This window comes from Microbacterium pollutisoli (assembly GCF_053586795.1).
This window is the reverse complement of the sequence record NZ_JBNYWT010000002.1, coordinates 314,255-341,202: the sequence shown is the minus strand read 5'-3', so window position 1 is coordinate 341,202 and position 26,948 is coordinate 314,255. Positions and strand designations below refer to the sequence as shown.

Below are 26,948 nucleotides of genomic sequence, written 5' to 3'. Positions count from 1 at the left end.
TCACGCGCCGGCGGTGACCCACTCGGGCCGCCGCACCCGCCACCCCAGGGTCGTCAGCCGCGCGAGCATGTACACCCCGAAGAAGCACACCGCCAGCCATGCGAGCCCGGCCACACCGGCCGGGGCCACCGCCGCGAGGATCAGCAGCGCCGGGATGTAGGGCACGAGGTTGACCACGCCGGCGATCGCGAGGAACTTCGCGTCGCCCGCGCCGATGAGCACCCCGTCGAGCACGAAGACGACACCGCACACCGGCTGGGCGACCGCGAGCACGATCAGCGCCGGCTGGATGAGCGCCGCCAGAGCGGGATCGCCGGTGAACAGCAGGCCGATCCAGCCCGAGAAGACGCCGATCACGAGCCCCACCACGACGCCGAACCACACGCCCCACGCCACCGTGCGCCCGAGCACCCGCCGCACGAACGGCTCGTCACCGGCACCGAGCCCGCGGCCGATGAGCGCCTGCGCCGCGATCGCCAGCGCATCCAGCGCGAACGCCGCCGTGGAGAACATCGTGAAGGCGACTTGCCAGCCCGCCAGCTCTGCGGTGCCCAGACCCGTCGCCACCCCCACGGTGGCCAGCAGCGCCGCCCGCAGCGACAGCGTGCGCAGGAACAGCCACCCGCCGGCCCGTGCCGACCCGCGCATGCCGGCCCGCTGCGGGCGGATGGAGGCCGTGTGCCGGCGTGCCAGCCGCGCCACCACGAGCGCGTACGCACCGACCATTCCCCACTGGGCGATGATCGTGCCGGCCGCCGACCCGGCGATGCCCCAGCCGAACCCGTAGATGAACAGCCAGTTCAGCAGCGCGTTGGCGCCGAAGCCGAGCCCGGCGATCCACAGCGGCGTCACCGTGTCCTGCATGCCGCGCAGCAGCCCGGTCGCGGCGAACACGATGAGCATGGCCGGCAGCCCCCACATCGACAGGCCGAGATAGATCTCCGCCTGCTCGGCGACCGCGGCATCCGCCCCGAACATGCCCACCAGCATGGGCGTCGCGAACCAGCCCGCCACCGCGAGCAGGGCACCCAGCCCCAGCGCCAGCCACAGCCCGTCGATGCCGGCGCTGACCGCGTCACCGTGATCGCCCGCGCCGAACCGGCGCGCGACGGCCGGCGTCGTCGAATACGCCAGGAACACCATGAGGCCGACGATCGTCTGCAGCACCGCCGAGGCGATGCCCAGGCCCGCCAGGGGCACGACGCCCAGATGGCCCACCAGCGCCGCGTCGACGATGAGGAACAGCGGCTCGGCGACGAGGGCGCCCAGCGCCGGGACGGCAAGCCGCAGGATCTCCCGGTTGAGTGTCGCGGCGGCCATCTTCCGAGCCTATGCGGCCCTGCCCGGCCCGCGCCGACGACGCCCCACGTACTCTGGTTCGCTGAAGCACACACCGTGAGCGGAAGGAGCGTCGATGGGGCTGCTGGCGCGACTGCCCCTCGGGCGCCTCCACGCCCGGATGCCGCTCTGGCTGCGCATCGTGCTGGCTGCCGTCTCGATCGGGCTCGGCGCGGTCATCATCATCCGGCCGACGACGGCCCTGGACGTGCTCGCGGTGCTGCTGGGCGGCGGCATGGTGCTCACCGGCGTGCTCGAGGCCACCGGCCGCACTGACGACGCCGAACGCCGCCGCTGGCGCATCGTCGTCAGCGGCGCGTGGCTGGCCGTCGGCGTGTTCGTGCTGTTCTGGCCCGGCCTGACGGTGCGCCTGGTGGCCGTCCTGGTGGGCCTGCTCCTGCTGCTCAACGGCAGTGCCGGCATCGTCGGGACGTTCCGTCGCCGGCGCACCTGGGACGAGCGCATCGCCGACGCGGCGTTCGGCACAGCCGGCATCCTCTTCGGGATCTTCGCCCTCGCCTGGCCCGACATCACGCTGCTGGTGGTCGCCGTCGTGTTCGGAGCGTGGCTCATCATGCGCGGCGTCGCCGACCTGTGGAACGGGCTGCGTCGGGGCCGCTCCCGCGTGCCCGACGACGCGCCCGACCCGCCCTGGCGCCGCTGGGGCCGCACCGCGCTGGCCATCGGCGCGGTCGTGCTGGCCGTGGTCACCGTCGGGGTGACCGCCCCGCTGCGCGAGGGCTCCACCGTGATCGACGCGTTCTACGCCGCACCCCGCGACACCCCCGACGAGCCGGGCCGGCTGGTGCGCGCCGAGCCGTTCACGCGCGACATCCCCGCCAACGCGCAGGCCTGGCGCATCCTCTACACGACCACCGGCGTCGACGGTGAGATCCGCGTTGCGAGCGGCCTCGTCGTCGTCCCCCTCGAAGGCGACGGGCGCTGGCCGGTCATCGACTGGAACCACGGGACCACCGGCTACGCGCAGCACTGCGCCCCGTCGCTGCAGGAGCGTCCGCTGTGGTCCGGCGCGATGTACGTCACCCGGCAGGTCATCAACGAGGGCTGGGCGATCGTGGCCACCGACTACATCGGCCTGGGCACGCAGGGCCCGCACCCCTATCTGATCGGTCCGCCCAGCGCGTCGGCGTCGTTGGATGCCGTGCGCGCGGCCCGGCAGCTCGAAGAGGCCGACCTGGGGGCCAGCACCGTCGTGTGGGGGCACTCGCAGGGCGGCGGCGCGGCGCTGTGGGCCGGGTCCATGGCGCGCTCGTACGCGCCGGAGGTGTGGATCCGCGGGGTCGCGGCCCTCGCCCCGGCCAGCGACCCGCTCGCCCTGGTCGAGGACGTGTCCACCATCACCGGCGGCAGCATCTTCGCCTCGTTCGCCTTCGAGTCGTTCGAGTCGATCTACCCCGACGTGACCGCACGCCGCTACATCCGGCCGGGTGCGCAGCCGATCGTCGAGGCGATGGCCGCGCGCTGCCTGTCCGATCCGGGCACCGTCGTATCGGTGCTGGCATCCCTGGGCATGAGCCGTGACCCGGTCATCTTCGCCGCCGACCCGACCGTGGGCACCCTCGCCCGGCACCTGCGCACCAACATCGCCCCGGTCACCATGACCGCCCCGCTGCTGATCGCGCAGGGCCGCGCCGACAGCATCATCGACCCGGCGAGCCAGGACGCCTTCGTCCAGCGGATGTGCGACGCGGGCACCCCGGTCGACTACCGCACGTACGGCGGCATGGAGCACGCCGCCCTCGTCGAACGTCCCTCCCCGCTCATCCCCGAACTGTTCGAGTGGACCCGTGCCCGGTTCGCCGGGGAGCCGTATGAGATGGAGTGCACCCGATCCGACGGCTGACCCCGCCGCGGCGCCGCATATCCTTGAGGGCATGACCGAGAACCCCCTCCGCTCGGGTATCGAGATCGCCGAGCTCAGCCCGACGATCCGCCCCCAGGACGACCTGTTCCGCCACGTCAACGGCGCGTGGATCCAGCGCACCGAGATCCCGGACGACAAAGCACGCTGGGGCTCGTTCCACCTCATCGCCGAACAGGCCGAGAAGGACGTCCACGCGATCATCGAAGAGGCCGTCACGGCCGAGCCGGGTACCCAGACCCGCAAGATCGGCGACCTGTACGCCGCGTTCATGGACACCGAGCGCATCGAAGCGCTCGGCGCCGAGCCCATCCGTGCGCAGCTCGACCGGGTGGACGCCGTCACCGGCATCCCCGACCTGTTGGGCGCCGTGGGCGCGCTCGAGCGGGAGGGCGTCGGCGGGTTCGTCGGTGTGTACGTCGAACCCGACCCCGGCGACCCGCAGCGGTACGTCGCCTTCGTGCTGCAGGGCGGGCTCTCGCTGCCCGACGAGAGCTACTACCGGCTCGACAACTTCGCCGGCACCCGCACCGCCTTCCGCGACTACGCCGCCACCGTGCTGGGCCTCGCCGGCGTCGAGGACGCGGCCGCGCAGGCCGACCGGGTGCTGGCCCTGGAGACCGAGCTGGCCTCGCACCACTGGGACAACGTCCGCAGCCGCGACGCCGTGGCCACCTACAACCTCATGACCTGGGCCGAGCTCAACGCCCTGACCGGCGCGGACCTCGACCCGTGGCTGGATGCCGTCGCCCCCGGCCACCGGGACGGCTTCGCCGAGGTCAACGTCAATCAGCCGAGCTACCTGGAAGGGCTCGGCGCGCTGCTGACCGACGACCGGCTGGACGACTGGAAGGCGTGGCTGCGCCTGCAGATCGTCCGGGCGTCGGCGCCGTTCCTGTCGAGCGCGTTCGTCGACGCCAACTTCCTGTTCTACGGGACCGAGCTGACCGGCGTTCCGGTCAACCGCGAGCGCTGGAAGCGCGGGGTGAGCCTGGTCGAGGCGGCGATGGGCGAGGCGATCGGCCGCGTGTACGTGGAGCGCCACTTCCCGCCGGCCGCGAAGGACGCGATGGACGAGCTGGTCGCCAACCTCATCGAGGCCTACCGCCAGTCGATCTCGCAGCTGGACTGGATGACCCCGGCCACGCGCGAGCGCGCGTTGGAGAAGCTCGCCGCGTTCACTCCCAAGGTGGGCTACCCGGTGAAGTGGAAGGACTACTCGGCGCTGGAGATCGTCGAGGGCGACCTGATCGGCAACGTGCGCCGCGCCGGCGCGTGGGAGCACGACCGGCAGCTGGCCAAGCTCGGCGGCCCGATCGACCGCGACGAGTGGCTGATGACCCCGCAGACGGTCAACGCCTATTACCACCCGCTGATGAACGAGATCGTGTTCCCCGCGGCGATCCTGCAGTACCCCTTCTTCGACCCCGATCGCGACGCGGCGGCCAACTACGGCGGCATCGGCGCGGTCATCGGCCACGAGATCGGGCACGGCTTCGACGACCAGGGCAGCGCCTACGACGGCGCCGGCGCGCTCAACGACTGGTGGACCGATGAAGACCGTGCCGCGTTCTCGGAGCGCACCGGCGCCCTGATCGCGCAGTACAACGCGCTGGTCCCGGTCGGTCTCGCCGCCGAGCACACCGTCAACGGTGCGCTCACGATCGGGGAGAACATCGGCGACCTGGGCGGTCTCGGCATCGCGATCAAGGCCTATCGCCTGCACCTGGCCGCCACCGGCGAAGAGCGGGACGGCCCCGTCATCGACGGCTACACCGGCATCCAGCGTCTGCTGCTGAGCTGGGCTCAGATCTGGCAGCAGAAGGGACGGGATGCCGAGACGATCCGACTGCTGACGATCGACCCGCACGCGCCGAACGAGTTCCGGTGCAACCAGATCGTGCGCAACGTGGACGAGTTCTACCGCGCGTTCGATGTCGCCGAAGGGGACGCGCTCTGGCTCGACCCCGAACAGCGCGTCACGATCTGGTGACCGGCACCGAGTCGAACGAGCCGGGACCCCGGCGCCGGTCGTCGGCGCGCGGTACCGGTCCGATCGACGCGGCCGCCACCGACGAACCGATGCGCACCGCGCGCGATACCCAGCGTCTGCGCGGTAACACCCGCGCGGCGTTGCGGCGACCGCGACGACCGGCCAGTTCCGGCCGCTCGTTCGACGCGACGCTGCGGGCCCTGCACGAGCTGGCGGTCTCCGGGGCGAAGGTCTCGGTGCGGGTGACCGACCTCGACCGGGGCACCGTCGTGTTCGCCGGCGACGACCACCAGCTGCTGCCGGTGGCCGGCCTCGGGGTGGTGCCGCTGCTGATCGAAGTGGCCGCCGCGTTCGAGGACGGCGCCCTCGACCCGCTCGAGATCGCCGACCGTGCGGGGGTCGAGCCGGTCGGCATCGCCGGCGTCTGGCAGCACCTGAAGGCTCCGGCGCTGCCGTTGTGCGACCTCGCCGTGCTCGTGGCGGCCACCGGTGACGCGCTCGCCGCGAACATGCTGCTCGAACGCGTGGGCCTGGACGCGGTGCGCCGACGCATCGGACAGCTGGGCCTGGAGCACCTCGCGCTGCTCGACGGCTTCCGCGACCACCGCGGGCCCGACGACGCACCCCAGGTGGCGCTGGGCACCGCCGGCGAACTCGCGGCGGTGTTCGCCGCGCTCGTCAACTCGCGCCTCGTCTCGCCCGCCGTCAGCGCCCAGGTCTCCGAGTGGCTGAGCCTCAACCACGACCTGTCGCTGGTGGCATCCGTCACCGGACTCGACCCGTTCGCGCACGACGACGACCGGCACGATCTGCTGTTCATCAACAAGACCGGCCGGGCCGACGGCATCCGGGCCGAGGCGGGCGTACTCGCCGGGCCCCGTGCCGGAGTCGCCTACGCCCTCGTCGTGGCCTTCGACGACCTGTCGATCGCACACCGGCTGCGTGTGCACGACGCGTTCCGCACGTTCGGCGTCGACCTCATGGACCACGTGTTCTGACACGGCGACCGTGTGGCCGGACGCGGCGCGCCGGCGGTCCCGGGTTTCCGGCCGTTCAGGATTCCGGGTCGAGCGCCAGGCGGCGCAACAGGGCCAGGACCGTGTCCTGCTCGGCGGGCGACAGCGGCGCGACCAGCTCGGCATGCGCCTGCTCGAGCGCGTCACCGGCGTCGGCCGCGATGCGCCGCCCGGACGCGGTGGCGCAGATGAGGGTGACGCGGCGGTCGGCCGCATCGCGCCGGCGCACCACGAGGTCGCGGGCGGCCAGCCGGTCGACCAGCCGCAGCACGTTGCTCGGATCGAGGCACATGATGCGCCCCAGCTCCCGCTGCGACATGCCCGCACCGACCGTCGACAGCTCGAGCACGGTGTACTCGCGGATCGAGAGGTCGAACGGCTCGAGCGCGCGATGGCCGGCCTTGGCGGCGGCGTAGCTGAGCCGCGCGGCGAGGAACCCGATGTTGTCCGTGAGGCGTCCGACGTCGTCTGCCCGGCTTCGGGCGGAGCCGGCGGAACGGGCGGCGCCCACGCGGGGGACAGAGGTCGACGGCGACACGGTGGACATCCCGGGAGTCTAGCCACCGCGTGCGCGCCGCGACGACGCTGATTGCGCATTGCAACCATTGCCAAGACCAACGATTTCCCGCTACGTTGGCGCCAACGCGCGGCGATGACGCCGCCGGGCCGTCGTGCGATGGGGCACAGGCGGCGTGACGCAGAGAGGAAAACGATGTTCTCCACGATCATGTGTCCGGCCTCCCGAGGTGCGGGAGGGGCGAGGTGAACCGCCGGAAGGCGGCCGGTCTGGCCGCGTCGACGGTGGCGCTGGCAGCGCTGCTCCTGAGCGGGATGACCGCGACCGCGAGCGCGACGCCGGCCGGTCCGCTGCCGGCCGCACAGCCCGGCACGCTGCAGGAGTGCGTGCAGCTGGCGGACTTCACCTATCCGCAGACCACCATCACCCGCGCCGAAGAAGTGGATGCCGGCCCCGTGCAGGGGGTCTGGGTCGGCGCGCACTGTCTCGTGCAGGGCCGCATGAACGAACGGGTCAGCGCGGTCGACGGGCAGACCTACGCCATCGGGTTCGAGATGCGCCTGCCCGTCGATTGGAACGGCCGCTACCTCTACCAGGCCAACGGCGGCATGGACGGCGCCGTGGCCCCGGCGCTCGGTGGCGTCGGCGGCGGCGAGAGCGGTCTGCAGATGGGCTTCGCGGTGATCAGCTCGGATGCCGGGCACTCCGGCGCGCAGAACCCGACGTTCGGTCTCGACCCGCAGGCGCGACTCGACTACGGGTATCAGGCGGTGGGCACCCTCACGCCCATGGCCAAGGCGCTCATCACCGCCGGCTACGACCGCGGACCCGACCGCTCGTACATGACCGGCGGCTCCAACGGCGGGCGGCACACGATGGTGGGCGCCGCGCGATACGCCGACGAGTACGACGGCTTCCTCGCGCTGGCCCCCGGGTTCAATCTGCCGCAGGCCGCGGTGGCGCAGCTGTGGGGTGCGCAGCAGTACGCGACGGTGGCGACCGACCCCGCCGACCTGAACACCGCGTTCACGCCTGCCGAGCGCCGCGTCGTGGCCGAGAGCATCCTCACCCGCTGCGACGGGCTCGACGGACTCGCCGACGGTATGGTGCAGGCCCTCGACCGCTGCCAGGCCGCCTTCGATGTGGAACGCGATGTGCCCACCTGCGACAGCGACCGCGACGGCACCTGCCTCACGGCGGCGCAGCAGGCGGTCGTCGCCGCCATCTTCGCCGGGGCGCGCACCAGCGACGGTGAGGAGATCTACAGCTCCTTCCCGTTCGACCCGGGCCTGGTGCAGGGCGGCTGGGGCTTCTGGGAGTTCTTCGCCGCGGTGGCGCTGGACCCCTCCGCGGTCGGCTACGTGTTCGGCACCCCGCCGGACGCACCGGCGCTGAACGCCCTGCCGCAGTACGCCCTGTCGGTCGACATCGACCGCGTCGCGCGGCAGATCTATGAGACCGACGGCATCTACACCGAGAGCGCGATGTCGTTCATGACCCCGCCGGACCCGACCGATCTCGACACGCTGCGCGACCGCGGCGGGAAGATGATCATCACACACGGCGCCTCGGACGGCGTGTTCTCGCCCGACGACACCGCGGCTTGGTTCGACGCGCTCGACGCGAACTACGGCGGTGCTGCCGAGGAGTTCGTCCGCTACTACGAAGTGCCCGGCATGGGGCACGTCAGCGGCGGCCCCGCCACCGACCGGTATGCGGCCCTGGCCGCTCTCGTCGCGTGGGTCGAGCAGGGCGTCGCCCCCGAGGCGCTGGTCGCGACGGTGAACCCCGGCAACCCCGAGCTGCCCGCCGACTGGTCCGACACCCGCAGCCGGCCGCTGTGCGTGTACCCGGCCGTCGCGGTCTACACCGGCGGCGATCCGGAGTCGGCCGCGAGCTTCACCTGCTCGACGTCCCAGGCGCCGATCGTCATCGTCGACCCGTCGATCGCCGGAACCCCGCAGGTGGGGAAGAAGCTCACGGCATCGGCCGGCGACTGGAGCGGGACGGACATCACGTACCGCTACCAGTGGCTGCGCGACGGTGAGCCGATCCGCGGCGCGCACCGCGCCGACTACCGGGTGCGGCCGGGCGACCAGGGCCATGCCCTGAGCGTCCGCGTGACCGCGACGAACGCCGACGGCACGGCGGAGGCCGTCAGCGCCGAGGTGCAGGTGCGCCACGCGGCGGTGGCGATCGTGACCGCGAAGCCGGTCGTCGTCTCGCGCGGCACACCGGTGACCGTCACCGTGCGGATCCTGCCCTCCCGCGTGGACGCCGACGGGCCGGTCACCGTGACGGTCGGCGACGCCACCTTCGAGGGCACCGTCGCCGACGGCATCGCGACGTTCGAGGTGGGCGCGCTGCCGCGCGGTGTGCACCGCATCACCGCCGCCTACGCCGGCTCCGACACCGTCGCCCCGGCCACCGGGCACGGTCTGGTGATCGTGCTGAGGTGACAGCGGTGGGCCCGACTCCCCGGGGCCGGGCCCACCGTTTCGTCCGGTGACGGGGCACACCGCGTGCCCAGACGCCCGGCGTAGGCTCGACTCATGCCTGTCCCGCCGTACCGCGCCGACATCGTCGGCAGCTTCCTACGCCCCGCCGTCCTCGCCGACATCCGTCGCCGCCACACCGCCGGCGAGGTGGATGCCGATGCCCTGCGCATCGCGGAGGACACCGCCATCGGCGAGCTCGTGCAGAAGGAGTCCGAGGCCGGGCTCCAGGTCGCGACCGACGGCGAGTTCCGCCGCTCCTGGTGGCACTTCGACTTCTTCGGGTTCCTCGACGGGGTCGAGATCGTCGAGCTCGACCACGGCATCCAGTTCACCGGTGTCGAGACCAAGCCGCGGGGCGTCGAGGTCGCCGGCCGGATCGGCTTCAGCGACACCCACCCGTTCCTCGCGCACTTCCGCTCGCTCAAGGATCTGCTGGCCCGCTCCACCGGCGCCACCCCGAAGTTCACGATCCCCTCACCCACCGTGCTCGACTTCCGCCTCGAGCCCGACCACATCGGCGGCGGCTACGCCGGGCGCGACGACATCGTCGACGACCTCGTCCAGGCCTACCGCGACGCCCTCGCCGCGTTCTACGACGCCGGCGCCCGCTACCTTCAGTTCGACGACACCGCCTGGGCCTACCTGTGCAGCGAGACCGAGCTGGCCAAGGCGCGGGACCGCGGCATCCGCACCGAGGGGATTGCCGAGCGGTACGCCGACATCGTCAACCGGATCCTCGACGGCAAGCCCGACGACCTGACGGTGACCACGCATGTGTGCCGCGGCAACTTCCGCTCGACGTGGATCTCCTCGGGCGGGTACGAGCCGGTCGCCGAACAGCTGCTGGCCAACACCGCCTACGACGGCTACTTCCTCGAGTACGACAGCGAGCGCGCCGGCGGCTTCGAGCCGCTGCGGTTCCTGCCCGCGGGGGACAAGACCGTCGTCCTGGGGTTGATCACGACCAAGTCCGGGCAGCTCGAAGACGTGGCCGCCGTGAAGGCGCGCATCGACGAGGCGGCCCGCTTCGCCCCGCTCGAGCAGCTCGCGCTCAGCCCGCAGTGCGGGTTCGCGTCGACCGAAGAGGGCAACCAGCTGACCGAAGACGAGCAGTGGGCCAAGGTCCGCGAGGTCGTCGACATCGCCGCCGACGTCTGGCGCTGACCCCGCGGGGCCGCGCTGCGCGGGGCCCCGCATTGCGCGAAACGCCTATCCTCGTGCGAGCCGCCTACGACCGGACCGTCCGAGAGTAGGCGTCTCGGCCGAAGGTGGGCGTTTCGGCGGCGGGGGCGGCGAGCGTAGGGCTCAGTGGCCTTCGAGCGCGCGGCGGTCGATCTCCTCCTGGTCGGCGACGAAGGGCGTGCCGTGGGTGTGGAAGGTGGCGACCGTCTTCATCCCCCACGCCTGGCCCTTCGCGCGCTCGGCCTGACTCCACTCCACGACCGGCCAGTCGGGGTCGAGGATGAGCCGGGCCTGAGCGTTGGCGAACTCGATGCGGTTGCCGCCCGGCTCCCACACATACAGGAAGAACGTCTGGTTGATGGCGTGCTTGTACGGCCCGTACTCGATGTAGACCCCGTTCTCGAGGCAGATGTCGGCAGCCTTGAGGATGTCCTCGCGGGAATCGGGGGCGAACGCGAAGTGGTGGAACCGGCCGCGCTCGCCGGTCCAGTCGTCGGAGTACACGACGTCGTACGACTTCTGGTTGAACCGGAACCACCACGCGCCGTAGCGGCCGTCGTCCAGGCGCACCCGCTCGGACTCCCGCGCGAACATGACGTCGCGCCAGAACTCGCCGGCGGCGTTCACATCCGAGGCGAGATAGTTGATGTGGTCCATGCGGCGGGCGTTGATGCCGCGGCCGGGATAGGCCGACGCCTGGTTCTTCAGGGCCGGGCGGTCCTCGTCGTCGGGCACGTAGTGCTCGGTGTCGAAGTACAGGCCCATCAGGTGCCCGTCCGGGTCCTCGAACTCGTACGAGCGGCCCACGCCCACCTCGGCGTCGCGCCAGCCGTGGCCGAGCCCCGCCGCCTCGATCGCCGCGACCCGCCGCTGCAGGGCCTGTTCGCTGCTCGCGCGGAACAGCGTGCGTCCGACGCCGTTCGTGTCGGACGCGGTGAGCTTGAGCGTGTACAGCTGGTACTCGTCCCAGCAGCGCAGGTAGGCCGAGTCGCCGATGCGGGCGACCTCGCGCATGGCGCACAGGTCGCGGAAGAAGTGCAGGCTCTCCTCGAACTTGGGGGTGAACAGCTCGACGGCGCCGAGGTGGGCGAGGTCGAAGTTCTCGGGTACAGCCATGGTCGTGTCCTCTCTGACGTGTCGGATGCTAGTGCGCGGGCCGCGGGAACACGCGACCGTCGAAGATCTTCCGGGCCGTGCGCAGCGACAGGGAGGTCGCGCGCCACGTGCCGTCCGCATCGCGCTCGACCCGGACGTCGGCGGGGAAGACGCCGCCGGGATGCTCGAGCGGGGTGGGGGCGTCGGTGGATGCCGGCAGCTGCGCCAGGTCGGCCCCGACAGCGCCGGGGATGCGGATGCCGGCGGCGACCGACGCCGCCATGAGCACCCCGATCGAGGTGTGCACCCGGTGCGGGATGAACGCGCGCGTGGCGATCGCGCCGCCGGCGCGCGGCGGCGCGAGCAGGAACATCTTCGGCACCGTCTGCGCGCTGACGTCGCCGAGGCCCATGAGCGTTCCTGCGGCCCGGCGCACCTTCTCGACCTCGGCCGCCAGCTCGGTGCGGGCTTCGAGAGCCGCGGGGGTCTCGGAGCCGTCGACGCCGAACTCAGCGGCATCCATCAGCACGACCGGCATGCCGTTGTCGATGAGCGTGACCGGGTGCCTGGCCACTTCGTCGGCCACGTTGCCGGTGGGCAGCAGCGGCTTGCCGGGAGCCGCGGTCAGGGCCAGGTCGATCGCGCATGCCTGGCCGGGTACGCCGTCGATGCGGGCCTCGCCGGCGTAGTCGACGCGACCGCCGGGTGTGGCGAAGACGGCGGTGGCGATGTCGCCGGTGTTGAGCAGGCGGATGCGCACCGTCGTGGTGTCCGCCGCGGCGGACACGAGCCCGCGTTCGATCGCGAACGGGGCGACGCCGGCGAGCAGGTTGCCGCAGGTCTGTGCCGTGCTCACGACCGGCTGGTCGACGCCGACCTGCGCGAACAGGTAGTCGACGTCTACGCCCGGTTCAGGCGACCGCGACACGATCGCGACTTTGCTCGTGAGCGGATGCGCCCCGCCGAGCCCGTCGATCTGGTGCGGGTCGGGGCTGCCCATGACGCGCAGCAGCACGTCGTCGCGCTCAGCAGGATCGGCCGGCAGGTCGCCGGCGAGGAAATACGCGCCCTTGGACGTCCCGCCGCGCATGAGCATGCAGGCGATGCCGTCGCGGACGGGGTCAGCCACGGTCGTACTCGGCCTGGGTGACGTAGCGGACGCCGAGCTCGGCCAGCAGCGGGCGCAGTCCCTTGCGGTCCAGGCTCAGCTCGCGGCCGCTGCCGTACGCCTCGCGGTCGGCGTCCTCTTTCGCGACGCGGGCGTCGGCGGCGGCCAGGGCCGCATCGACGCCGGTGCGGGGGACGATCACGACCCCGTCGTCGTCGGCGACGACCACGTCGCCGGCGGCCACGGGTGCGCCGTCGATGACCACGGGCACATTCACGGAGCCGCCGGTCGCCTTCACCGACCCCTGTGCGTAGACGGCGGCTGCCCAGGCGGGGAAGCCCATCGCGCGCAGATCGGCGGTGTCGCGCACCGCCGTGGTGGTGACGATGCCGCGCACGCCGCGGGCCTGCAGCGCCGAGGCGAACAGGTCGCCGAACAGGCCGTCGCGGTTGGGGGAGGTGGTGGTGACCACGAGCACGTCGCCCGCCCGGCATTGCTCGATCGCAGCGTGGATCATGAGGTTGTCGCCGGGCCAGTTGAGCACCGTGACGGCGGACCCGCCGATGCGGGCGCCCTGCTGGATCGGGCGGACCGAGGGGCCGACCAGCCCCGTGCGGCCCATCGCCTCGTGCACCGTCGCGACGCCGTGGGCGGCGAGCCGGTCGATCACCGCCGGGTCGGCCCGCGCGATGTCGGTGACGATGACCCCGCTCACTGCAGGACGTCCGTCACCTGGGGGTAGTACCGCTGGTAGGCCTCACCCATCGTCTCGTGCGCCAGCCCCAGGTTGGCCGCCGCGTTGCGCTTGACCTGCACACCGCGGCGGACCGCGAGGTCGGTGTAGTACGACCACATGTGCTTCTGCGCGGGCAGGCACTCCATCGCCGCCCGCTTGGCCGGGAAGGCGGCGGTGATGTCCAGCAGCACGTCCGGCTTGAAGTCGCACTGCTCGGGCTGATGCGGCTCGAAGAAGAACACCGGGGGAGCGCCGATGATGTCGTCCTTGGTCGGGAACGAGCCGTCCGCATTCGCGACGCCGATCGCCTGGGCCAGCACGCGCGCCTGCAGCGCCATGCGCGCCGCGGCGGGGTGATCGCCGTTGTACGGGTCGGCCAGTGGGTGGGTGAGCACCACGTCGGGCTGGGTGCGCCGGTACACGTCGACGAGCTTCGCGACGGCCTCGGGGGACTCGATAAGCGGGTAGTCGCCCAGGTCGAGGAACTCGATCTCGGCGCCGAGGGCCGCCGCAGCCGCCTCCGCCTCGTCCCGCCGGATCTGCTTGATCTCGTCGAGGCTCTTGCCGGCCAGCCACTGGCTCGCCGACTCGCCGCGCTCGCCGTACGACAGGCACGCGATCACCGCGCGGCCGCCGCGTTGGGTCGCCGCCGCGATCGCGCCACCGGCGCGCCACACGAAATCACCGGCGTGGGCACTGACGACCAGCAGGGCCTGGGGGGTCTGGCTCATGCACCCAGCGAAGCACACCCGTAGCGGATTGGTCAACAGATTGTCTACAATCCTGGTGACGAGATACCTCTGGCCATAACCTCTGGACATAGGTAAATTGGCGCCGTACCATCACGGACAGACAAGGAAGTCGAGGATTCCCATGGTCAGCAATCTGCAGGAGCTCATCGCCGAGCGGGGGAACATCGTCCAGATGCTCCGCGGCTCGCAGCTGGGCACGTACATCTATCCGGTCGTCCCGGCCGAGTTCACCAACTGGCGGCGCGAGCAGAAGGCATGGCGCGAGACCGCCGTGCTGTACGACCAGACCCACCACATGGTGAACTTCTTCATCTCCGGTCCCGACGCGATCAAGCTGGTCAGCGATACCGGCATCAACAGCTTCGCGAACTTCCCGGTCGACACGGCCAAGCAGTTCGTGCCCACCGCATCCAACGGCGGGGTGATCGGCGACGGCATCCTGTTCCGGGAGGCGGAGAACGAGCTGGTCTACGTCGGCCGCGCGCCGGCCGCGAATTGGCTGCAGTTCCACGCCGAGACCGGCGGCTACAACGTGCAGACCCGCTACGACGACCGGTCGCCCTCCCGCCCGTACGGCGCGGCCGTGCACCGCGATTACTACCGGTTCCAGATCCAGGGGCCCAACGCCTGGAGCATCATCGAGAAGCTCGCCGGCGGCCCCGTCGAGCGGGTGAAGTTCTTCCACATGGGGCACATGACCATCGCCGGCTCCGAGGTGCGCACGCTCCGCCACGGCATGGCGGGGGCACCCGGCCTGGAGCTGTGGGGGCCCTACGCCGAGCACGGCAAGATCCGAGACGCGATCCTCGAGGCCGGCCGCGAGTTCGGCATCGAGCCGTGCGGCTCGCGCGCGTACTCGTCGAACACCCTCGAGTCGGGCTGGATCCCCTCGCCGCTGCCGGCCGTCTACACCGGCGGCGACATCGAGCGCCGTTTCCGTGAGTGGCTGCCGGCGGACAGCTACGAGGCGATCAACGCGCTCGCCGGCTCGTTCGTGTCGGACGACATCGACGACTACTACCTGAACCCGTGGGATCTCGGGTACGGCTCGTTCGTGAAGTTCGACCACGACTTCATCGGCCGGGAGGCGCTGGAGAAGATCGACCCGGCCACGCAGCGCCGCAAGGTCACTCTGGCCTGGAACGACGAGGACCTCGCGAAGATCCTCGCCACGGTGCTGGACCGCTCCGGCCCCGGCTACCAGTTCTTCGACCTGCCCAACGCCAACTACGGGTCGAGCAACTACGACGCGGTGATCGACGCCGACGGTACGAACATTGGGCTCTCGCTGTTCACGGGCGTCACCGCGAACGAGAAGCGCGGCCTGTCGCTGGCCACCGTCGACCGCAACGTGCCCGACGGCGCCGAGGTGCGCGTGGTGTGGGGCGAGCCCGACGGGGGATCGGCCAAGACCACCGTCGAGCCGCACGAGCAGTTCGCCGTCCGCGCGATCGTCAGCCCCGTGCCCTACGCCGAGACCGCCCGGCAGGAGTACCACGGGGGCTGGCGCACCGCCGGCACCGCTTGAGTCCGGCCCTCGAACCGCCGGGGTCCGGTCGCCGTGCGCGGCCGGGCTCCGGCATCCACGCGCCGTCGCCCTCGGGCGTCAGCCCCCGGGGGCGCGCCCGTCGAACAGGAGCACCGGCGTCGCCGGCATCGGCAGCGCGCGCACCCGCACGCGGCGGACGTCGTGGCCGGTGAAGCCGGCCGCTGCCAACGCGACATCGGGCTCGCGGTTCCATCGGCAGCCGTCGCACAACCGCCGGCTCAGCGGTGTGGCCAGCTCCTGCACCACCCGGTGCACGGTGCCCGCCGGCGCGGCGACGTGATCGATGAGCACGATGCGCCCGCCGGGGACGAGGACCCGGCGGGCGTCGGCCAGGGCGGCGTCGAGGTCGTCCACCGAGCACATGACATAGGTGCCGACGACCGCGTCGACCGCGTCGTCGGGCAGCGGGATCCGCTCCGCGACCGCATCGAGCGGGGATGCCGGATGGCCCCACTCGCGTGCGCGGGTGGCCAGTTCCGCCCGGCGCGTGCCGTCCGGTTCCAGGCCGATCCATTCCACATCGGGATGGAACGCACCGAAGTTCTCGCCTTCGCCCGCCCCGATCTCGAGCACGCGTCCGCGCACCCGGGAGAGGAAGGTGCGCTCCAGGTCGTCGAGCGCATCGTCGTGGATGCGGGGCGGACGGGCGGCCGCGGTCATCGACCCTGCTCCGCGTCCGGCTCGGCGGCGAGGCGTTCGAGCCAGGTCAGCGTCGCGCGGGTGATGTCGGCGGGGGTGCCGAGGGTGTCGAGCTCCGTCGCCGCGGCGCGCACTTCATGCAACCGGCGCGCGGCATGGCGGGGCGAGCCCGACACCAACCGGTCGACGAGCTCCGTGCCGTCGCCCCCGAACTCGGCGGCGATCTGGCCGCGCAGCCAGTCGCCCGCGCCCGCGGCCTCGGCGGCCGTGAGCGATTCGAGAGTGAGGGCGGCCAGGCCTTTCATGAACACGCTCCGCAGCAGCCGCAATCGTGCCGCGGCGCCGGCGGGTGCGCTGAGCACCTCGACGGGGACCCCGAATGGTGTCAGCGCGTTCGCGAATGCCGCGGCCCCGTCGCCGCTGGCCAGCAGCGGCGTGCGGTGACCGGCCCGCACGACCGGGGCGAGCACGGCCACGTCGGCCATGTGCACGCCGTGGTCGGCTGCGGCGGCGGCGATCTGCTCCTTGACCGCGGGCGACCCCGAGTTCAGATCGGCGAACACGCTCGCGGGCGGCAGGTGGGGCAGCGCGTCGTGGGCGACGGGTGCCGCGGTGTGCCCCGCCACGAGGCTCAGGACCACGTCGGCGTCCTCGACCGCCGCCGCGAGCGTCGGCATCTGTCGCACGGCCGCGTCGTCCAGTCGCTGCGCGGGGTCGTAGCCGCGCACACCGGCGCCGGCCGCGGCCAGACCCTGCGCGTAGCGGCGGCCGGCTTCGCCGAGTCCGAGGATCGCGATCGTCGTCATGTGGTTTCACGATAACGGCCGGTGCCGGCCGGCCGTCAGTGATCGAGGCTCTCGAGGTAGGCGAGCGAGCGGCGCGAACCGCGCACGAGCTGGCGGATCCCGTGCGGGCGCTCGTCGACGTCGGCGCGGTACGCCTCGGCCAGGTCGCGGGTGATGCCGCGCGCCGCGCGATGCAGCAGCTCGATGTACGGGGCGGGCGACGAGCCGTCGGCTGGGACCACCACCCCCGCGGCCGCGTACACCGACCCGTCGGGGCCGTGCACAGGCACCGCGATGCCGCGCGATTCGGGGTGGATGTGTCCCTCGGTCACCGCCCATCCCTCGGCGCGCACCCGGCGCAGCACGGCGGCCAGCTCGGTGCCCGTGCGGATGGTGTGGTCGGTGTAGGTGCGCAGATCGCCCTCGGTGGCTTCGGTGATGAGCGCCGGGTCGGCGTGCGCCAGCAGCACGAGGCCGCCCGACGAGGCGTGCAGCGGGATGCGTCCGCCCAGGAGGGTGGCATTGACCACCGCGTCCGGCGTCGACATGCGTTCGATGAACAGCACGTCGCGTCCGCTCAGCACCCCCAGCTGCACGTGCTGGCGCACCCGCTCGTGCACGGCGCTGAGCCACGGCCGGGCGATCTCCCGCAGGCCGACCGCCCCGGGGGTGCGGCTGGCATACTCCCACAGCCGCACACCCAGCCGGTAGGTGCGGTCGGGCAGGCGTTCGAGCAGGCCCTCGTGCTCGAGCTCGCCGACCAGGCGGTGCGCGGTCGAGCGCGCCAGCCGGGCCGAGGCGGCGATCTCGCTGAGCGTCAGGAACGGATGCCAGGCGTCGAAGCAGTCGAGCACGCGCAGATGCTTGTGCAGAACCGTCTCGCCGCCGGATCCTCGCGCCACGACATCCTCCTCGATGATGCCGTCATGCTAACGCGCGCCCGTCAGTCGTTCGCCCGATACACCGTGCGGGCGAACTCGTGGTACGGCGCCGGCGCCACCGTCGCGCGGATGCGCACCTGCCGGTGCACCGCGTCGACGCCGTCCTTGCGCGAGACCGGATCCTCGCCCCACACCACCTCGACCTGCGCGCCTTCGGCGATCTCGACGTCGAGGGTCGCCAGCGACATGTAGAGCTGGTCGAAGGCGACGTAGCCGGCGTCGGTGGAGATGCCCACCAGCGCGTCGTCGGGGCCGCGCACCTCGTCCATCTGGAACAGCCCGTACCGGCCCTTGGGGAAGTCGAGGTACTTGGCGGGGGTGCCCGGCTCGAGCTGCGAGCGGACCACGGCGGCCACGTCATCGGCATCCCAGATCAGGGTCACCTTGCGCCGCCGCGGCGCCGCGGCGATCTTCTCGAGCGCCTCGCGTCCGTGGAAGTCGTGATCGAAGCGCACCGAGCGTCCCAGCCCCAGGTCGTAGGGCGTCATGTAGTAGTCGTGGATGTCGGTCGAATACAGCGAGCCGCCGATCGAGCCCGCACGCGCCGCCGGGAGCCATTCGCGGTATTCGGCGAAGTCGTCGTCGAAGATCGCGGGGAACGGCGTGGGCACCCAGCCCGACTCGAGCGGCGACGACGAGTACGCCTTCGCCCCGACGCGACGGATGCCGTGCTCGGCACCGGCATCCATGAGCGCCTCCAGCACGGTGTCGGCGTCGGCCCAGGGCCCGTAGAACTCGAACCCGGGCTGGCCGGCCATGCCGTGCCGCAGCGCCTTGACCGGCCGGCCGGCGATGGTCACGTCGCCGATGTGGAAGAACTTGATCTCCGGCGGCGGTCCGCCGAACACCTTCGTCATCACCTCGTCGGCCCGCGGGCCCTGCAGCTCGTACCGGTAGAACGTCGGCGGCCCCTGCCGCATGTGCGAGTTGGCCTCCAGGCGCTGGTGCACGTCCTTGCCGGCGGCCTGCGCCTTCTCCACGTTGTAGCGCACCCAGTCGATGAGGAGGTGGTGACCGATGAGCACGCGGCCCTCCGGTCCCTCCTCGTTGTAGAACAGGATGCCGTCGCCGATGAGGTAGCCGTCCTTGTTGACCGAGATGAGCTGCTTGGCGACCCCGCGACGGAACGTCGCGAAGGTGTTCGGCGAGATCGAGGCGAGCAGCTCGTTCAGGTCGTCGCCGTGCAGGAACAGCTGGGTCATGTGGTGCGACTGGTCCATGAGCGCGACCGTCGTGTTCCAGGCGCGCTGCTCATCGCGCCAGTTGGTGAACTCGGGCGCGACCGGGAAGGTGAACGCGGGCCAGTTCTGGTTGCGCAGCAGCTCGACGGGGCTGCCGACGCGGGCGATCGCTTGGGCGAGGGACTCGGATGTCATCATCGACCTTCCTGTGGAACGGGTGCGGCCAGAGTAGGACCGCCCCGTCAGTTGCTGTCGGCAAGTTCCGTTGAACAGAATCCGACCGCGGGATGCCGGCGTGCGCGCGAGAGGGTGCAGGAGAGGCGGGTCACGATCCGGCCACGGCACGACGGACTCGCGCCAAAATCGTTGACAATTTTCCGGCGATTCCGTAACTTCCCATTCACGAGGAACTACCCGAACCCCTGCACGACGCGATGATGCGAAAGGTGAGCGATGGCCGCTGAGCTGACCGTGCACGATGTGAGTCTGAATTTCGGTGGCATCAAGGTGCTGCAGGAAGTCGGCTTCACCGTGCAGCCCGGTCAGATCTTCGGGCTGGTCGGGCCCAACGGCGCCGGCAAGACCTCGCTGTTCAACTGCATCAGCGGGCACTACCGGCCCACCGGCGGCAGCATCCGCATCGACGACGTCGAGGTGACCGCCAAGCCCGCCTGGCGTATGTCGCGGCTGGGGCTGGCGCGCACCTTCCAGCACGCCGCACTCCAGCTCGACAAGACGGTGCTGGAGAACGTGATGCTCGGCGCGCATCCGCGGCTGCGCGGCGGCCCGGTCGAATGGGCGCTGCGGCTGCCGTTCACCCGCAAGGACGAGCGCGCCCTGCGGGCCGAGGCGCGTGAGCTGCTGGATCGCCTCGACCTGGGGTGGGCGGCCGACCGCACCCCCGACGAGCTCTCGCACGGTCTGCACAAAGGCATCGAACTGTCGCGTGCGCTGCTGCTGCGCCCCCGCCTGCTCATGCTCGACGAACCCGCCGCCGGCCTGCCGCACGCGGAGGTCGACCGGCTGATCGAACTGATCCGCGCCATCCGCGACGACTTCGACGTGACGATCGTGGTGGTCGAACACCACATGGGTCTGATCTCTGCGCTCACCGAGCGCGTCGTCGTGCTCGACAACGGCCGCAAGCTCATGGAGGGCACCGCCGCCGAAGCCCAGTCCGACCCGCGCGTCATCGAGGCGTACATCGGAAAGGATGCCGCCGATGACGCTGCTTGAACTGGAAGACGTGACCGCGTGGTACGGCCCGGTGCAGGTGCTCGACGCCGTGTCGCTGACCGTGCCCGAAGGCGGCGCGGTCGGCATCCTCGGCGCCAACGGCGCGGGCAAGACCACGACCCTGCGTGCGATCAGCGGCGCCGTCCGCGCGGGCGGCCGCATCACGTTCGCCGGCCGCGACATCCGCGGCATGCGGCCCGAGCAGGTGGCCGGGCTGGGGATCGCCCACGTGCCCGAGGGGCGCGGCACGCTCGGCCAGCTGACCGTGCGCGACAATCTGCGGGTCGGCGCGTATCTGCGCAAGGACCGCCGGGGCGTCGCCGCCGACATCGACTACTGCCTCGAGCTGTTCCCGCAGCTGAAGGACCGGATCTCCTCGAGCGCGTCGGCGCTGTCCGGCGGTGAGCAGCAGATGCTCGCCGTGGCCCGGGCCTTCATGGCCAAGCCCACCCTGCTGCTGCTGGACGAGGCCTCGCTGGGACTGGCGCCCAGCACCGCCAAGAACGTCTACGAGGCGATCCGCCGGCTGCGCCAGGACTCGGGCATCGCGATGCTCGTGGTCGAGCAGAACGCCAACCTGGCCTTCTCGGTCGTCGACTCCGCCACGGTGCTCGAGGCCGGACGCAATGTGCTCACCGGTTCGTCGGCCGAACTGCGGGGCATGGACGAGATCCGCCGAGCCTACCTGGGAGGGTGACGCAGATGGACACCTTCATCCAGTTGGTCGTGGACGGGCTCTCGCTGGGCTCGATCTACGCGGCGCTGGCCCTGGCGATCGTGCTGGTGAACCAGTCGACGGGCCTCATCAACTTCGCGCAGGGCGCGATGGCGGTGCTGTCGGGCTACATCGCGTATGTGCTGATCGGCTGGGGGCTGCCCACGATCCTCGCGATCCTGGGCTCGGTGGTCGTCTCGTTCGTCATCGGCGCCGTCGTGGAGCGGCTGCTCATCCGGCGCTTCGAGGGCGGCGACCCCGACACGGCCGTGGTGGTCACCATCGGTCTGCTGACCCTGGTCACCGGCATCTGCGGCTGGCTGTGGGGCTACAACAACCGGCAGTTCCCGTCGCTGTTCCCGCTGTCCACCGTCGAGGTGTTCGGTGCGGTGATCAGCATCCGGTCGCTGGGCACGACGCTCGTGATCATCGCGATCATGGTCCTGCTGCAGGTGCTGTTCCTGGGCACCAAGCTCGGCCTGGCGCTGCGGGCCGTGTCGGTCAATCCGCAGTCGGCGTCGCTGTCGGGCCTGCCGGTCGGACGCCTCCTCATGATCGGGTGGGGACTGGCCGCCGCGCTCGGCGCCGTCGCCGGCGCGCTGGTCGCCCCGCAGCTGACCCTCACCCCCGGGATGATGGACACCGCCCTGGTCTACGCGCTGGCCGCCGTCATCATCGGCGGGATGAACAGCCCCATGGGCGCCGTCGTGGCGGCGTGGGGCATCGGCGTGCTCGAGAACCTCGCCGCCGTGTATGTGCCGATCATCGGGCACGATCTCAAGATCGCCGTGCCCTTCGTGATCCTGTTCGTCGTGCTGTTGCTGCGGCCCCAGGGGCTGTTCGGGCGGAAGGTCGTGGTGCGCGTCTGATGAACCGGATGAGCAGACTCTGGGACAACGCCTGGGTGCGCCTGGGTGTGGGTGTCGGCGTGGTCGTGATCCTCGCGATCCTGCCGCTCGTGCTGCCCGTGCTCGCCAACCAGACCCTGACCCGCATCGGCGTCTACGCGGTCGCGGTGCTGGGCCTGAACATCATCATGGGCTACACCGGTCAGGTCATGCTGGGGCAGATCTTCTTCCTGGGCGCGGGCGCCTATGTCACCGCGTACGGCGTGGTCAACGACTGGAACATCGTGGTGGTGTTCGTCGCCGCGTGCATCATCCCCGGCATCCTCGGACTGGTCGTGGCCCTCGCCGCCGCCCGGCTCGGCGGGCTCGCGATCGCGATGGTGACCATCGCGCTGCCGATCATCGGCGTGCCCCTGGCCAAGCGGCTCTCCGACCTCACCGGCGGCTCCCAGGGCACCTCGGCGCGCTTCTCCTCGGCGCCGGAGTGGACGGGCCTTGACAACGACCAGTGGCAGTACTACGTGGTCGTGTTCATCGCCGTCATCGCCTTCGTCCTGGCCGCCAACCTCGTGCGCGGCCGATACGGCCGGGCCATGGCCATCGTGCGCGACAACGAGGCGGTGGCGCGGTCGATGGGCATCTCCCCGTACCGCTACAAGGTCATGGCGTTCACCATCGCGGCCACCTTCGGGGGCGTGAGCGGGTTCCTCTACATGGTCGCCGTGCAGTACACCTCGCCGGAGACGCTGGCTTTCCACCACTCGATCAGCCTGCTGGCCGCCATGGTCGTCGGCGGCGCGGCGAGCATCGTCGGCTCCCTCCTCGGTGGTGCCTACTACGTGCTGGTGCCGCAGATCACCAATGAGATCGACCCGACGATCACCGCGATCAGCCAGGGCATCATCCTCGTCGCCGTGCTGTTCCTGCTGCCCGGCGGCCTCGTGTCGCTGCCCCGCGTCGTCCGGCGCCTCGCGCGCCGGCGCAGCACGACCGGCACCGCCGGCGTCGGTGGCACCACCGACACCGCCGGCACCGGCATCCAGACCACTCCGCCGCCCCGCGACGCGGCACCCACGACGGAGGGACCCGAAACAGAGAGGCAAGGTCAGGCATGAGAATGCACAGAAGCGTCAAGGGAGCCGTCGGCATCGTCGCCATGGCATCCGCGGTCGCCCTCGTCGTCTCCGGCTGCGCGCGTGGCGGCGACGACGGCGACAACGGCAACGGGGACGGTGACGGCGTCACCGCCAGTCCCGGCATCACCGACACCGAGCTCAGCTTCGGCATCACGAGTCCGCTGACCGGCGCCACCGCCGGCCCGGGCAACTGTACGGCCGACGGTGCGCTGGCGTACTTCGGCGTGAAGAACGCCGAAGGCGGCATCGAGTTCGGCGACGGCAAGACCCGCACGATCGAGATCACCACCTACGACGACACCTACGACCCGCAGAAGGCGCTGTCGAACTTCCAGCAGATGGTCGCCGACGACGTGTTCGCCGCCGGCATCGGCCTGGGCACGCCCACCAACCGCGCCTGGCGCGAAGCGGCCATCGACGAAGAGGTGCCGCAGGTGCTGGTCATGACCGGCGACCCGCTGTTCAGCGACGTCGAGCAGAGCCCCTGGCAACTGGGCCTGGTGCCCACCTACATGCAGGAGGGCGCCGCCTTCGGCGAGCTGCTGGTCGAGTCGGGCGAGCCGCACAAGGTCGCGATCCTGTCGCAGAACGACGACTACGGCGACGGCTACGTCGAGGGCTTCAAGGAGGCCATCGCCGGCGCCGACAACATCGAGGTCGTCGGAGAGCTCACCTACGAGGCGACCGACACGAGCGTCGACGCGCAGCTGACCGAACTGGCCGGCACCGACGCCGACGTGTTCTTCAACGCCATGTCGATCACGCCGCTGGTGATCTCGGCGCTGCAGAAGGCGCAGCAGCTGAGCTGGCTGCCCAGCTGGTTCCTGCCGTCAAACACGTCGAGCCCGGTCGCGATCCTCGAGCCCGGTGGCGGCGACGCCTTCCCCGGCATCTACACGGTGGCCTTCTCCGAGTCGGCGGCCAGCCCCGCCTTCCAGGAGAGCGAGGAGGGCAAGGCGTTCCTCGAGGCCCTCGGCGAGTACACCAACCAGGACGGCATCCCCGGCTTCCCGCACTGCGTGTGGAGCTGGATCGGTGCGTCGGTGCTCGAGGAGGCGTTCACGAAGATGGAGGAGCCCACGCGCGAGAGCTTCATGGAGGCGCTGCGCAGCATCTCCGACTTCGACGCTCCGTTCATGCTGCCGGGCGCGGCCATCGACACTACCACCGACGGAACCCCGGCGGTGTCGCAGGTGGTCGTGCAGAAGTACAACGGCAAGGGCTACGAGTCGGCCGAGAGCTTCGGCTGATCCGGTGATCGGCTTCGGCTGATCCGATGATCGGAGGGGCGGTCCGCGATCGGGCCGCCCCTTCGGCATGGGTGCGCGGTGCGTGGGGTGGATGCCGCGGGGCGGCGTTGCGGGATGCGGCATCCTCGTCTGTCGCGGCGGGTCAACCGTGGATGCCGCGGGGCGACGTTGCGGGCGATCGGCCGCGGGGCGGCATCCTGGGTTCGCGCGGGGTGTTCAGTCGAGGGTGCGCAGCACGTCGATGATGCCGCGCAGGTGCGTCGTGGTCGCGGCGGCCGCCGCTTCGGGGTCGCGGGCCAGGACGGCGTCGATGATCGCGATGTGCTCGCCCAGCGACACGGCCGCCCGGCCGGCAACGAAGCTCAGCCGGAACTGGTGGCGCGCCGACTGCGCGCGCAGGCGCTCGAGCAGCTGCACGGCCGTGGTGTGCCGGCTCAGCTCGCGGATGCGCCGGTCCAGCTCCTGGTTCAGGCTCGCGTAGGCCATGAGGTCGCCGCCGGCGACGGCCTGCTCGAGATCGTCGCGGAGGGCGCGCAGCCCGGCGGCGTCGTCGTCGGTGAGGTTCTCGGCGGCCTTGCGCGCGCACAGCGACTCGAGCCCGATCCGCACCTCGACGATCTCGACGGCCTCGTCGATCGTGATCGACCGCACGCGTGCGCCGCGGTTGGGCAGTCGCTCGACGATGCCTTCGGTGGCCAGGTGCAGCAGCGCCGTGCGCACCGTCGCTCGGCTCGCGCCGAAGCGGTCGCTGAGGTCGGCTTCGATGAGACGCTGGTGCGGGGCGAACTCGCCGCGCATGATCGCGTCGCGCAGGCGCTGGGCGAGGTCGGCGAAGCCGTCCTCCGCACCGGTCCGGCTGACTGTCTGCGTGGCATCCGACATGCGCATCTCCTCGGGAAGAGCGGGGGGTTCGTGCCCAGGATAGGCGCTCCGGTGGATTGTCGACGAGATCTGTGATGATTTTGGCGCGACTCCCTTGTAGGCTGGGCCCGGATGGGGCACGCTGAGAACAGCAACCCGACCCGTCTGTGAGGTGCACCATGACCGATACGACCAGCACGACGGCCGCCGTGAGGACCGGCCTGTTCATCGGCGGGCAGGAGCGCCCCACCGCGGAGACGCTCGCGGTCGCCGACCCCGGCAAGCCCGGAGTGATCGTGGGTCATGCGGCCGCGGCCTCGCCCGCCGACGTCGCCGACGCGATCGCGGCAGCGCGCGACGCGTATCCGGGGTGGGCGGCGCTGAGCCCGCAGGAACGCGCGCACCAGATGACTCAGGCCATCGCCGGCATCACCGACGACCGCGACACCGACGCCGCGATCCTGTCGCAGGAGAACGGCAAGATCCGCATGGAGGCGTGGATCGACGCACTCGTGTTCGAGATCCGGTGGAACCTCGCACTCATGCACGCCGATGAGGTCGACGCGGTCACGACGCTGCCGGTGGTGCCCGGCGCCATCCCGGTATCGACCGACGTCGGCTACCAGCCTCTGGGCGTGGTGACGATCATCGTGCCGTTCAACTGGCCGATCGCGATCCTCGGCGCCTCGCTGCCGCACGCGCTGCTGGCCGGCAACACCGTCATCGTGAAGCCGCCGCCCACGACGCCGCTGGCGATCACGCGGCTCGTGCAGCGGGTGGCCGAGAAGCTGCCGGCGGGCGTGCTGAACATCGTCACCGGTCGCGACGAGGACATGGCCGCGCTCATCGAGAGCCCCGATGTGGCCAAGGTGTGCTTCACCGGCAGTGTCAACGGCGGCAAGCGCATCATGGCGATGGCGGCGAACTCGCTCACCCGGGTCACGCTGGAGCTCGGTGGCAACGACGCCGCCGTGTTCCTCGAGGACGCGATCCTGGACGACGAGCACCTCGACCGGCTGTTCGCGGCGATCTACGACACGACCGGGCAGATCTGCATGAACGCCAAGCGCGTCTATGTCCACCGGTCGCGGCAGGCCGAGCTGGTCGCCGGGCTCGAAGCGCGGCTGCAGAAGGTCACGCTGGGCTACGGCCTCGACGAGGGCACGACGATGGGTCCGCTCCACCAGGCCGCGCAGAAGGCGTTCGTCGATGAGATCATCCAAGAGGCCAAGGATGCCGGTGCCGACGTGCGCGAGTTCGGAGAGCTGCCCGGCGGTGACCTGGCCGGCGGCAACTTCGTGCGGCCCGCGCTCGTGGTCGACCCCGACCCGCAGCTGCGCGTCGTGACGCAGGAGCAGTTCGGCCCCGTCATCCCCGTGATCGCGTTCGACACCGAGGAGGAGGCCGTCCAGATGGCCAACGACACCTGGGGCGGGCTGTGCGGCTCGGTGTGGACCGCGTCGCCCGAGGCGGCTCAGCGCGTGGGCTCGCAACTGGTGTGCGGCTACGTGTGGGTCAACGACCACGGCGCCACGCGCCTCGACCTGCGCGCGCCGTTCGGCGGCATGAAGTCCTCGGGCTTCGGCCGCGAACAGGGCCTCGCAGGGATCCGGGCCTTCCAGGACACCCGCTCGATCGCGACCATCGACCCCGAGGCCCTCGCCGGCATGGCCCACTGAGCCACTCACTC

The 26,948-nt window shown here is 71.2% G+C and carries 23 protein-coding genes; 12 read left to right on the top strand and 11 right to left on the bottom strand.

Translation table 11 applies throughout. The features are described 5' to 3' along the window. Positions 1-1,320, bottom strand: a complete 1,320-nt coding sequence (locus tag ACQ143_RS06435; protein ID WP_449569877.1) for an MATE family efflux transporter — start codon at positions 1,318-1,320, stop codon at positions 1-3. A gap of 94 nt (positions 1,321-1,414) precedes the next feature. On the opposite strand from ACQ143_RS06435, the gene ACQ143_RS06430 reads away from it, so the two are divergent. The 3 genes from ACQ143_RS06430 (at position 1,415) to ACQ143_RS06420 (ending at position 6,211) form a co-directional block, all read left to right on the top strand. Continuing rightward, positions 1,415-3,202 (top strand): lipase family protein, encoded by a 1,788-nt coding sequence (locus tag ACQ143_RS06430; RefSeq protein WP_449569876.1) that lies wholly within the window; start codon positions 1,415-1,417, stop codon positions 3,200-3,202. Between the two features lie 31 nt (positions 3,203-3,233). Continuing rightward, entirely contained in the window at positions 3,234-5,213 is a 1,980-nt protein-coding gene (locus ACQ143_RS06425; RefSeq protein ID WP_449569875.1) for a M13 family metallopeptidase, read from the top strand. Positions 5,214-5,302: 89 nt separating this feature from the next. Further along, the gene (locus ACQ143_RS06420; protein WP_449570141.1) at positions 5,303-6,211 is read left to right on the top strand and encodes a serine hydrolase; all 909 of its coding nucleotides are present in this window, start codon (positions 5,303-5,305) and stop codon (positions 6,209-6,211) included. 55 nt (positions 6,212-6,266) lie between these two features. Here the strand turns inward: ACQ143_RS06420 and ACQ143_RS06415 are convergent, their stop codons facing one another. Beyond that, complete coding sequence (locus ACQ143_RS06415; protein WP_449569874.1) at positions 6,267-6,776, bottom strand: MarR family winged helix-turn-helix transcriptional regulator; 510 nt, start codon at positions 6,774-6,776, stop codon at positions 6,267-6,269. 215 nt (positions 6,777-6,991) lie between these two features. On the opposite strand from ACQ143_RS06415, the gene ACQ143_RS06410 reads away from it, so the two are divergent. Both ACQ143_RS06410 and ACQ143_RS06405 read left to right on the top strand, forming a co-directional pair. Then, the gene (locus ACQ143_RS06410; RefSeq protein ID WP_449569873.1) at positions 6,992-9,205 is read left to right on the top strand and encodes a tannase/feruloyl esterase family alpha/beta hydrolase; all 2,214 of its coding nucleotides are present in this window, start codon (positions 6,992-6,994) and stop codon (positions 9,203-9,205) included. 93 nt (positions 9,206-9,298) lie between these two features. Continuing rightward, complete coding sequence (locus ACQ143_RS06405) at positions 9,299-10,408, top strand: 5-methyltetrahydropteroyltriglutamate--homocysteine S-methyltransferase (RefSeq protein WP_449569872.1); 1,110 nt, start codon at positions 9,299-9,301, stop codon at positions 10,406-10,408. 141 nt (positions 10,409-10,549) lie between these two features. Here the strand turns inward: ACQ143_RS06405 and ACQ143_RS06400 are convergent, their stop codons facing one another. Genes ACQ143_RS06400 through ACQ143_RS06385 form a run of 4 tightly spaced genes read right to left on the bottom strand, consistent with a single transcriptional unit; the run spans position 10,550 to position 14,096 of the window. Further along, on the bottom strand, positions 10,550-11,542 hold the full coding sequence (locus ACQ143_RS06400) for a VOC family protein (RefSeq protein ID WP_449569871.1): 993 nt from the start codon (positions 11,540-11,542) through the stop codon (positions 10,550-10,552). Between the two features lie 28 nt (positions 11,543-11,570). Then, positions 11,571-12,650, bottom strand: coding sequence for a 4-oxalomesaconate tautomerase (locus ACQ143_RS06395; RefSeq protein ID WP_449569870.1), 1,080 nt, complete (start codon positions 12,648-12,650; stop codon positions 11,571-11,573). Further along, on the bottom strand, positions 12,643-13,344 hold the full coding sequence (locus ACQ143_RS06390; protein ID WP_449569869.1) for a 4-carboxy-4-hydroxy-2-oxoadipate aldolase/oxaloacetate decarboxylase: 702 nt from the start codon (positions 13,342-13,344) through the stop codon (positions 12,643-12,645). The genes ACQ143_RS06395 and ACQ143_RS06390 overlap by 8 nt, the downstream gene beginning before the upstream one ends. Continuing rightward, positions 13,341-14,096, bottom strand: a complete 756-nt coding sequence (locus tag ACQ143_RS06385; RefSeq protein WP_449569868.1) for a PIG-L deacetylase family protein — start codon at positions 14,094-14,096, stop codon at positions 13,341-13,343. Before ACQ143_RS06385 ends, ACQ143_RS06390 begins: the two co-directional genes overlap by 4 nt. Positions 14,097-14,238: 142 nt before the next feature. On the opposite strand from ACQ143_RS06385, the gene ligM reads away from it, so the two are divergent. Next, positions 14,239-15,645, top strand: coding sequence for a vanillate/3-O-methylgallate O-demethylase (gene ligM, locus ACQ143_RS06380; RefSeq protein WP_449569867.1), 1,407 nt, complete (start codon positions 14,239-14,241; stop codon positions 15,643-15,645). A 78-nt stretch (positions 15,646-15,723) separates the two neighbouring features. Here ligM and ACQ143_RS06375 read toward each other — a convergent pair whose 3' ends face one another. The 4 genes from ACQ143_RS06375 to ACQ143_RS06360 are packed head-to-tail and all read right to left on the bottom strand — an operon-like array spanning position 15,724 to position 19,407. Further along, complete coding sequence (locus tag ACQ143_RS06375; RefSeq protein WP_449569866.1) at positions 15,724-16,326, bottom strand: class I SAM-dependent methyltransferase; 603 nt, start codon at positions 16,324-16,326, stop codon at positions 15,724-15,726. Beyond that, positions 16,323-17,111: a DUF1932 domain-containing protein gene (locus ACQ143_RS06370; protein WP_449569865.1), complete on the bottom strand. Its 789-nt coding sequence runs from the start codon at positions 17,109-17,111 to the stop codon at positions 16,323-16,325. The genes ACQ143_RS06375 and ACQ143_RS06370 overlap by 4 nt, the downstream gene beginning before the upstream one ends. Before the next feature lie 35 nt (positions 17,112-17,146). Next, entirely contained in the window at positions 17,147-17,992 is an 846-nt protein-coding gene (locus ACQ143_RS06365; protein WP_449569864.1) for an IclR family transcriptional regulator, read from the bottom strand. 41 nt (positions 17,993-18,033) lie between these two features. Beyond that, a complete protein-coding gene (locus tag ACQ143_RS06360) occupies positions 18,034-19,407 on the bottom strand; it encodes an aminomethyl transferase family protein (RefSeq protein ID WP_449569863.1) in 1,374 nt (457 codons plus the stop codon). A 258-nt stretch (positions 19,408-19,665) separates the two neighbouring features. On the opposite strand from ACQ143_RS06360, the gene ACQ143_RS06355 reads away from it, so the two are divergent. The 5 genes from ACQ143_RS06355 to ACQ143_RS06335 are packed head-to-tail and all read left to right on the top strand — an operon-like array spanning position 19,666 to position 24,397. Then, positions 19,666-20,448, top strand: coding sequence for an ABC transporter ATP-binding protein (locus ACQ143_RS06355; protein ID WP_449569862.1), 783 nt, complete (start codon positions 19,666-19,668; stop codon positions 20,446-20,448). Further along, on the top strand, positions 20,435-21,145 hold the full coding sequence (locus ACQ143_RS06350) for an ABC transporter ATP-binding protein (protein ID WP_449569861.1): 711 nt from the start codon (positions 20,435-20,437) through the stop codon (positions 21,143-21,145). The genes ACQ143_RS06355 and ACQ143_RS06350 overlap by 14 nt, the downstream gene beginning before the upstream one ends. Positions 21,146-21,150: 5 nt before the next feature. Then, on the top strand, positions 21,151-22,032 hold the full coding sequence (locus tag ACQ143_RS06345) for a branched-chain amino acid ABC transporter permease (RefSeq protein ID WP_449569860.1): 882 nt from the start codon (positions 21,151-21,153) through the stop codon (positions 22,030-22,032). Between the two features lie 8 nt (positions 22,033-22,040). Then, the gene (locus tag ACQ143_RS06340) at positions 22,041-23,126 is read left to right on the top strand and encodes a branched-chain amino acid ABC transporter permease (RefSeq protein ID WP_449569859.1); all 1,086 of its coding nucleotides are present in this window, start codon (positions 22,041-22,043) and stop codon (positions 23,124-23,126) included. 2 nt (positions 23,127-23,128) lie between these two features. Continuing rightward, complete coding sequence (locus ACQ143_RS06335; RefSeq protein WP_449569858.1) at positions 23,129-24,397, top strand: ABC transporter substrate-binding protein; 1,269 nt, start codon at positions 23,129-23,131, stop codon at positions 24,395-24,397. 216 nt (positions 24,398-24,613) lie between these two features. Here ACQ143_RS06335 and ACQ143_RS06330 read toward each other — a convergent pair whose 3' ends face one another. Then, the gene (locus ACQ143_RS06330) at positions 24,614-25,279 is read right to left on the bottom strand and encodes a GntR family transcriptional regulator (RefSeq protein ID WP_449569857.1); all 666 of its coding nucleotides are present in this window, start codon (positions 25,277-25,279) and stop codon (positions 24,614-24,616) included. 158 nt (positions 25,280-25,437) lie between these two features. On the opposite strand from ACQ143_RS06330, the gene ACQ143_RS06325 reads away from it, so the two are divergent. Then, on the top strand, positions 25,438-26,937 hold the full coding sequence (locus ACQ143_RS06325) for an aldehyde dehydrogenase family protein (protein ID WP_449569856.1): 1,500 nt from the start codon (positions 25,438-25,440) through the stop codon (positions 26,935-26,937). Positions 26,938-26,948 lie beyond the last annotated feature (11 nt).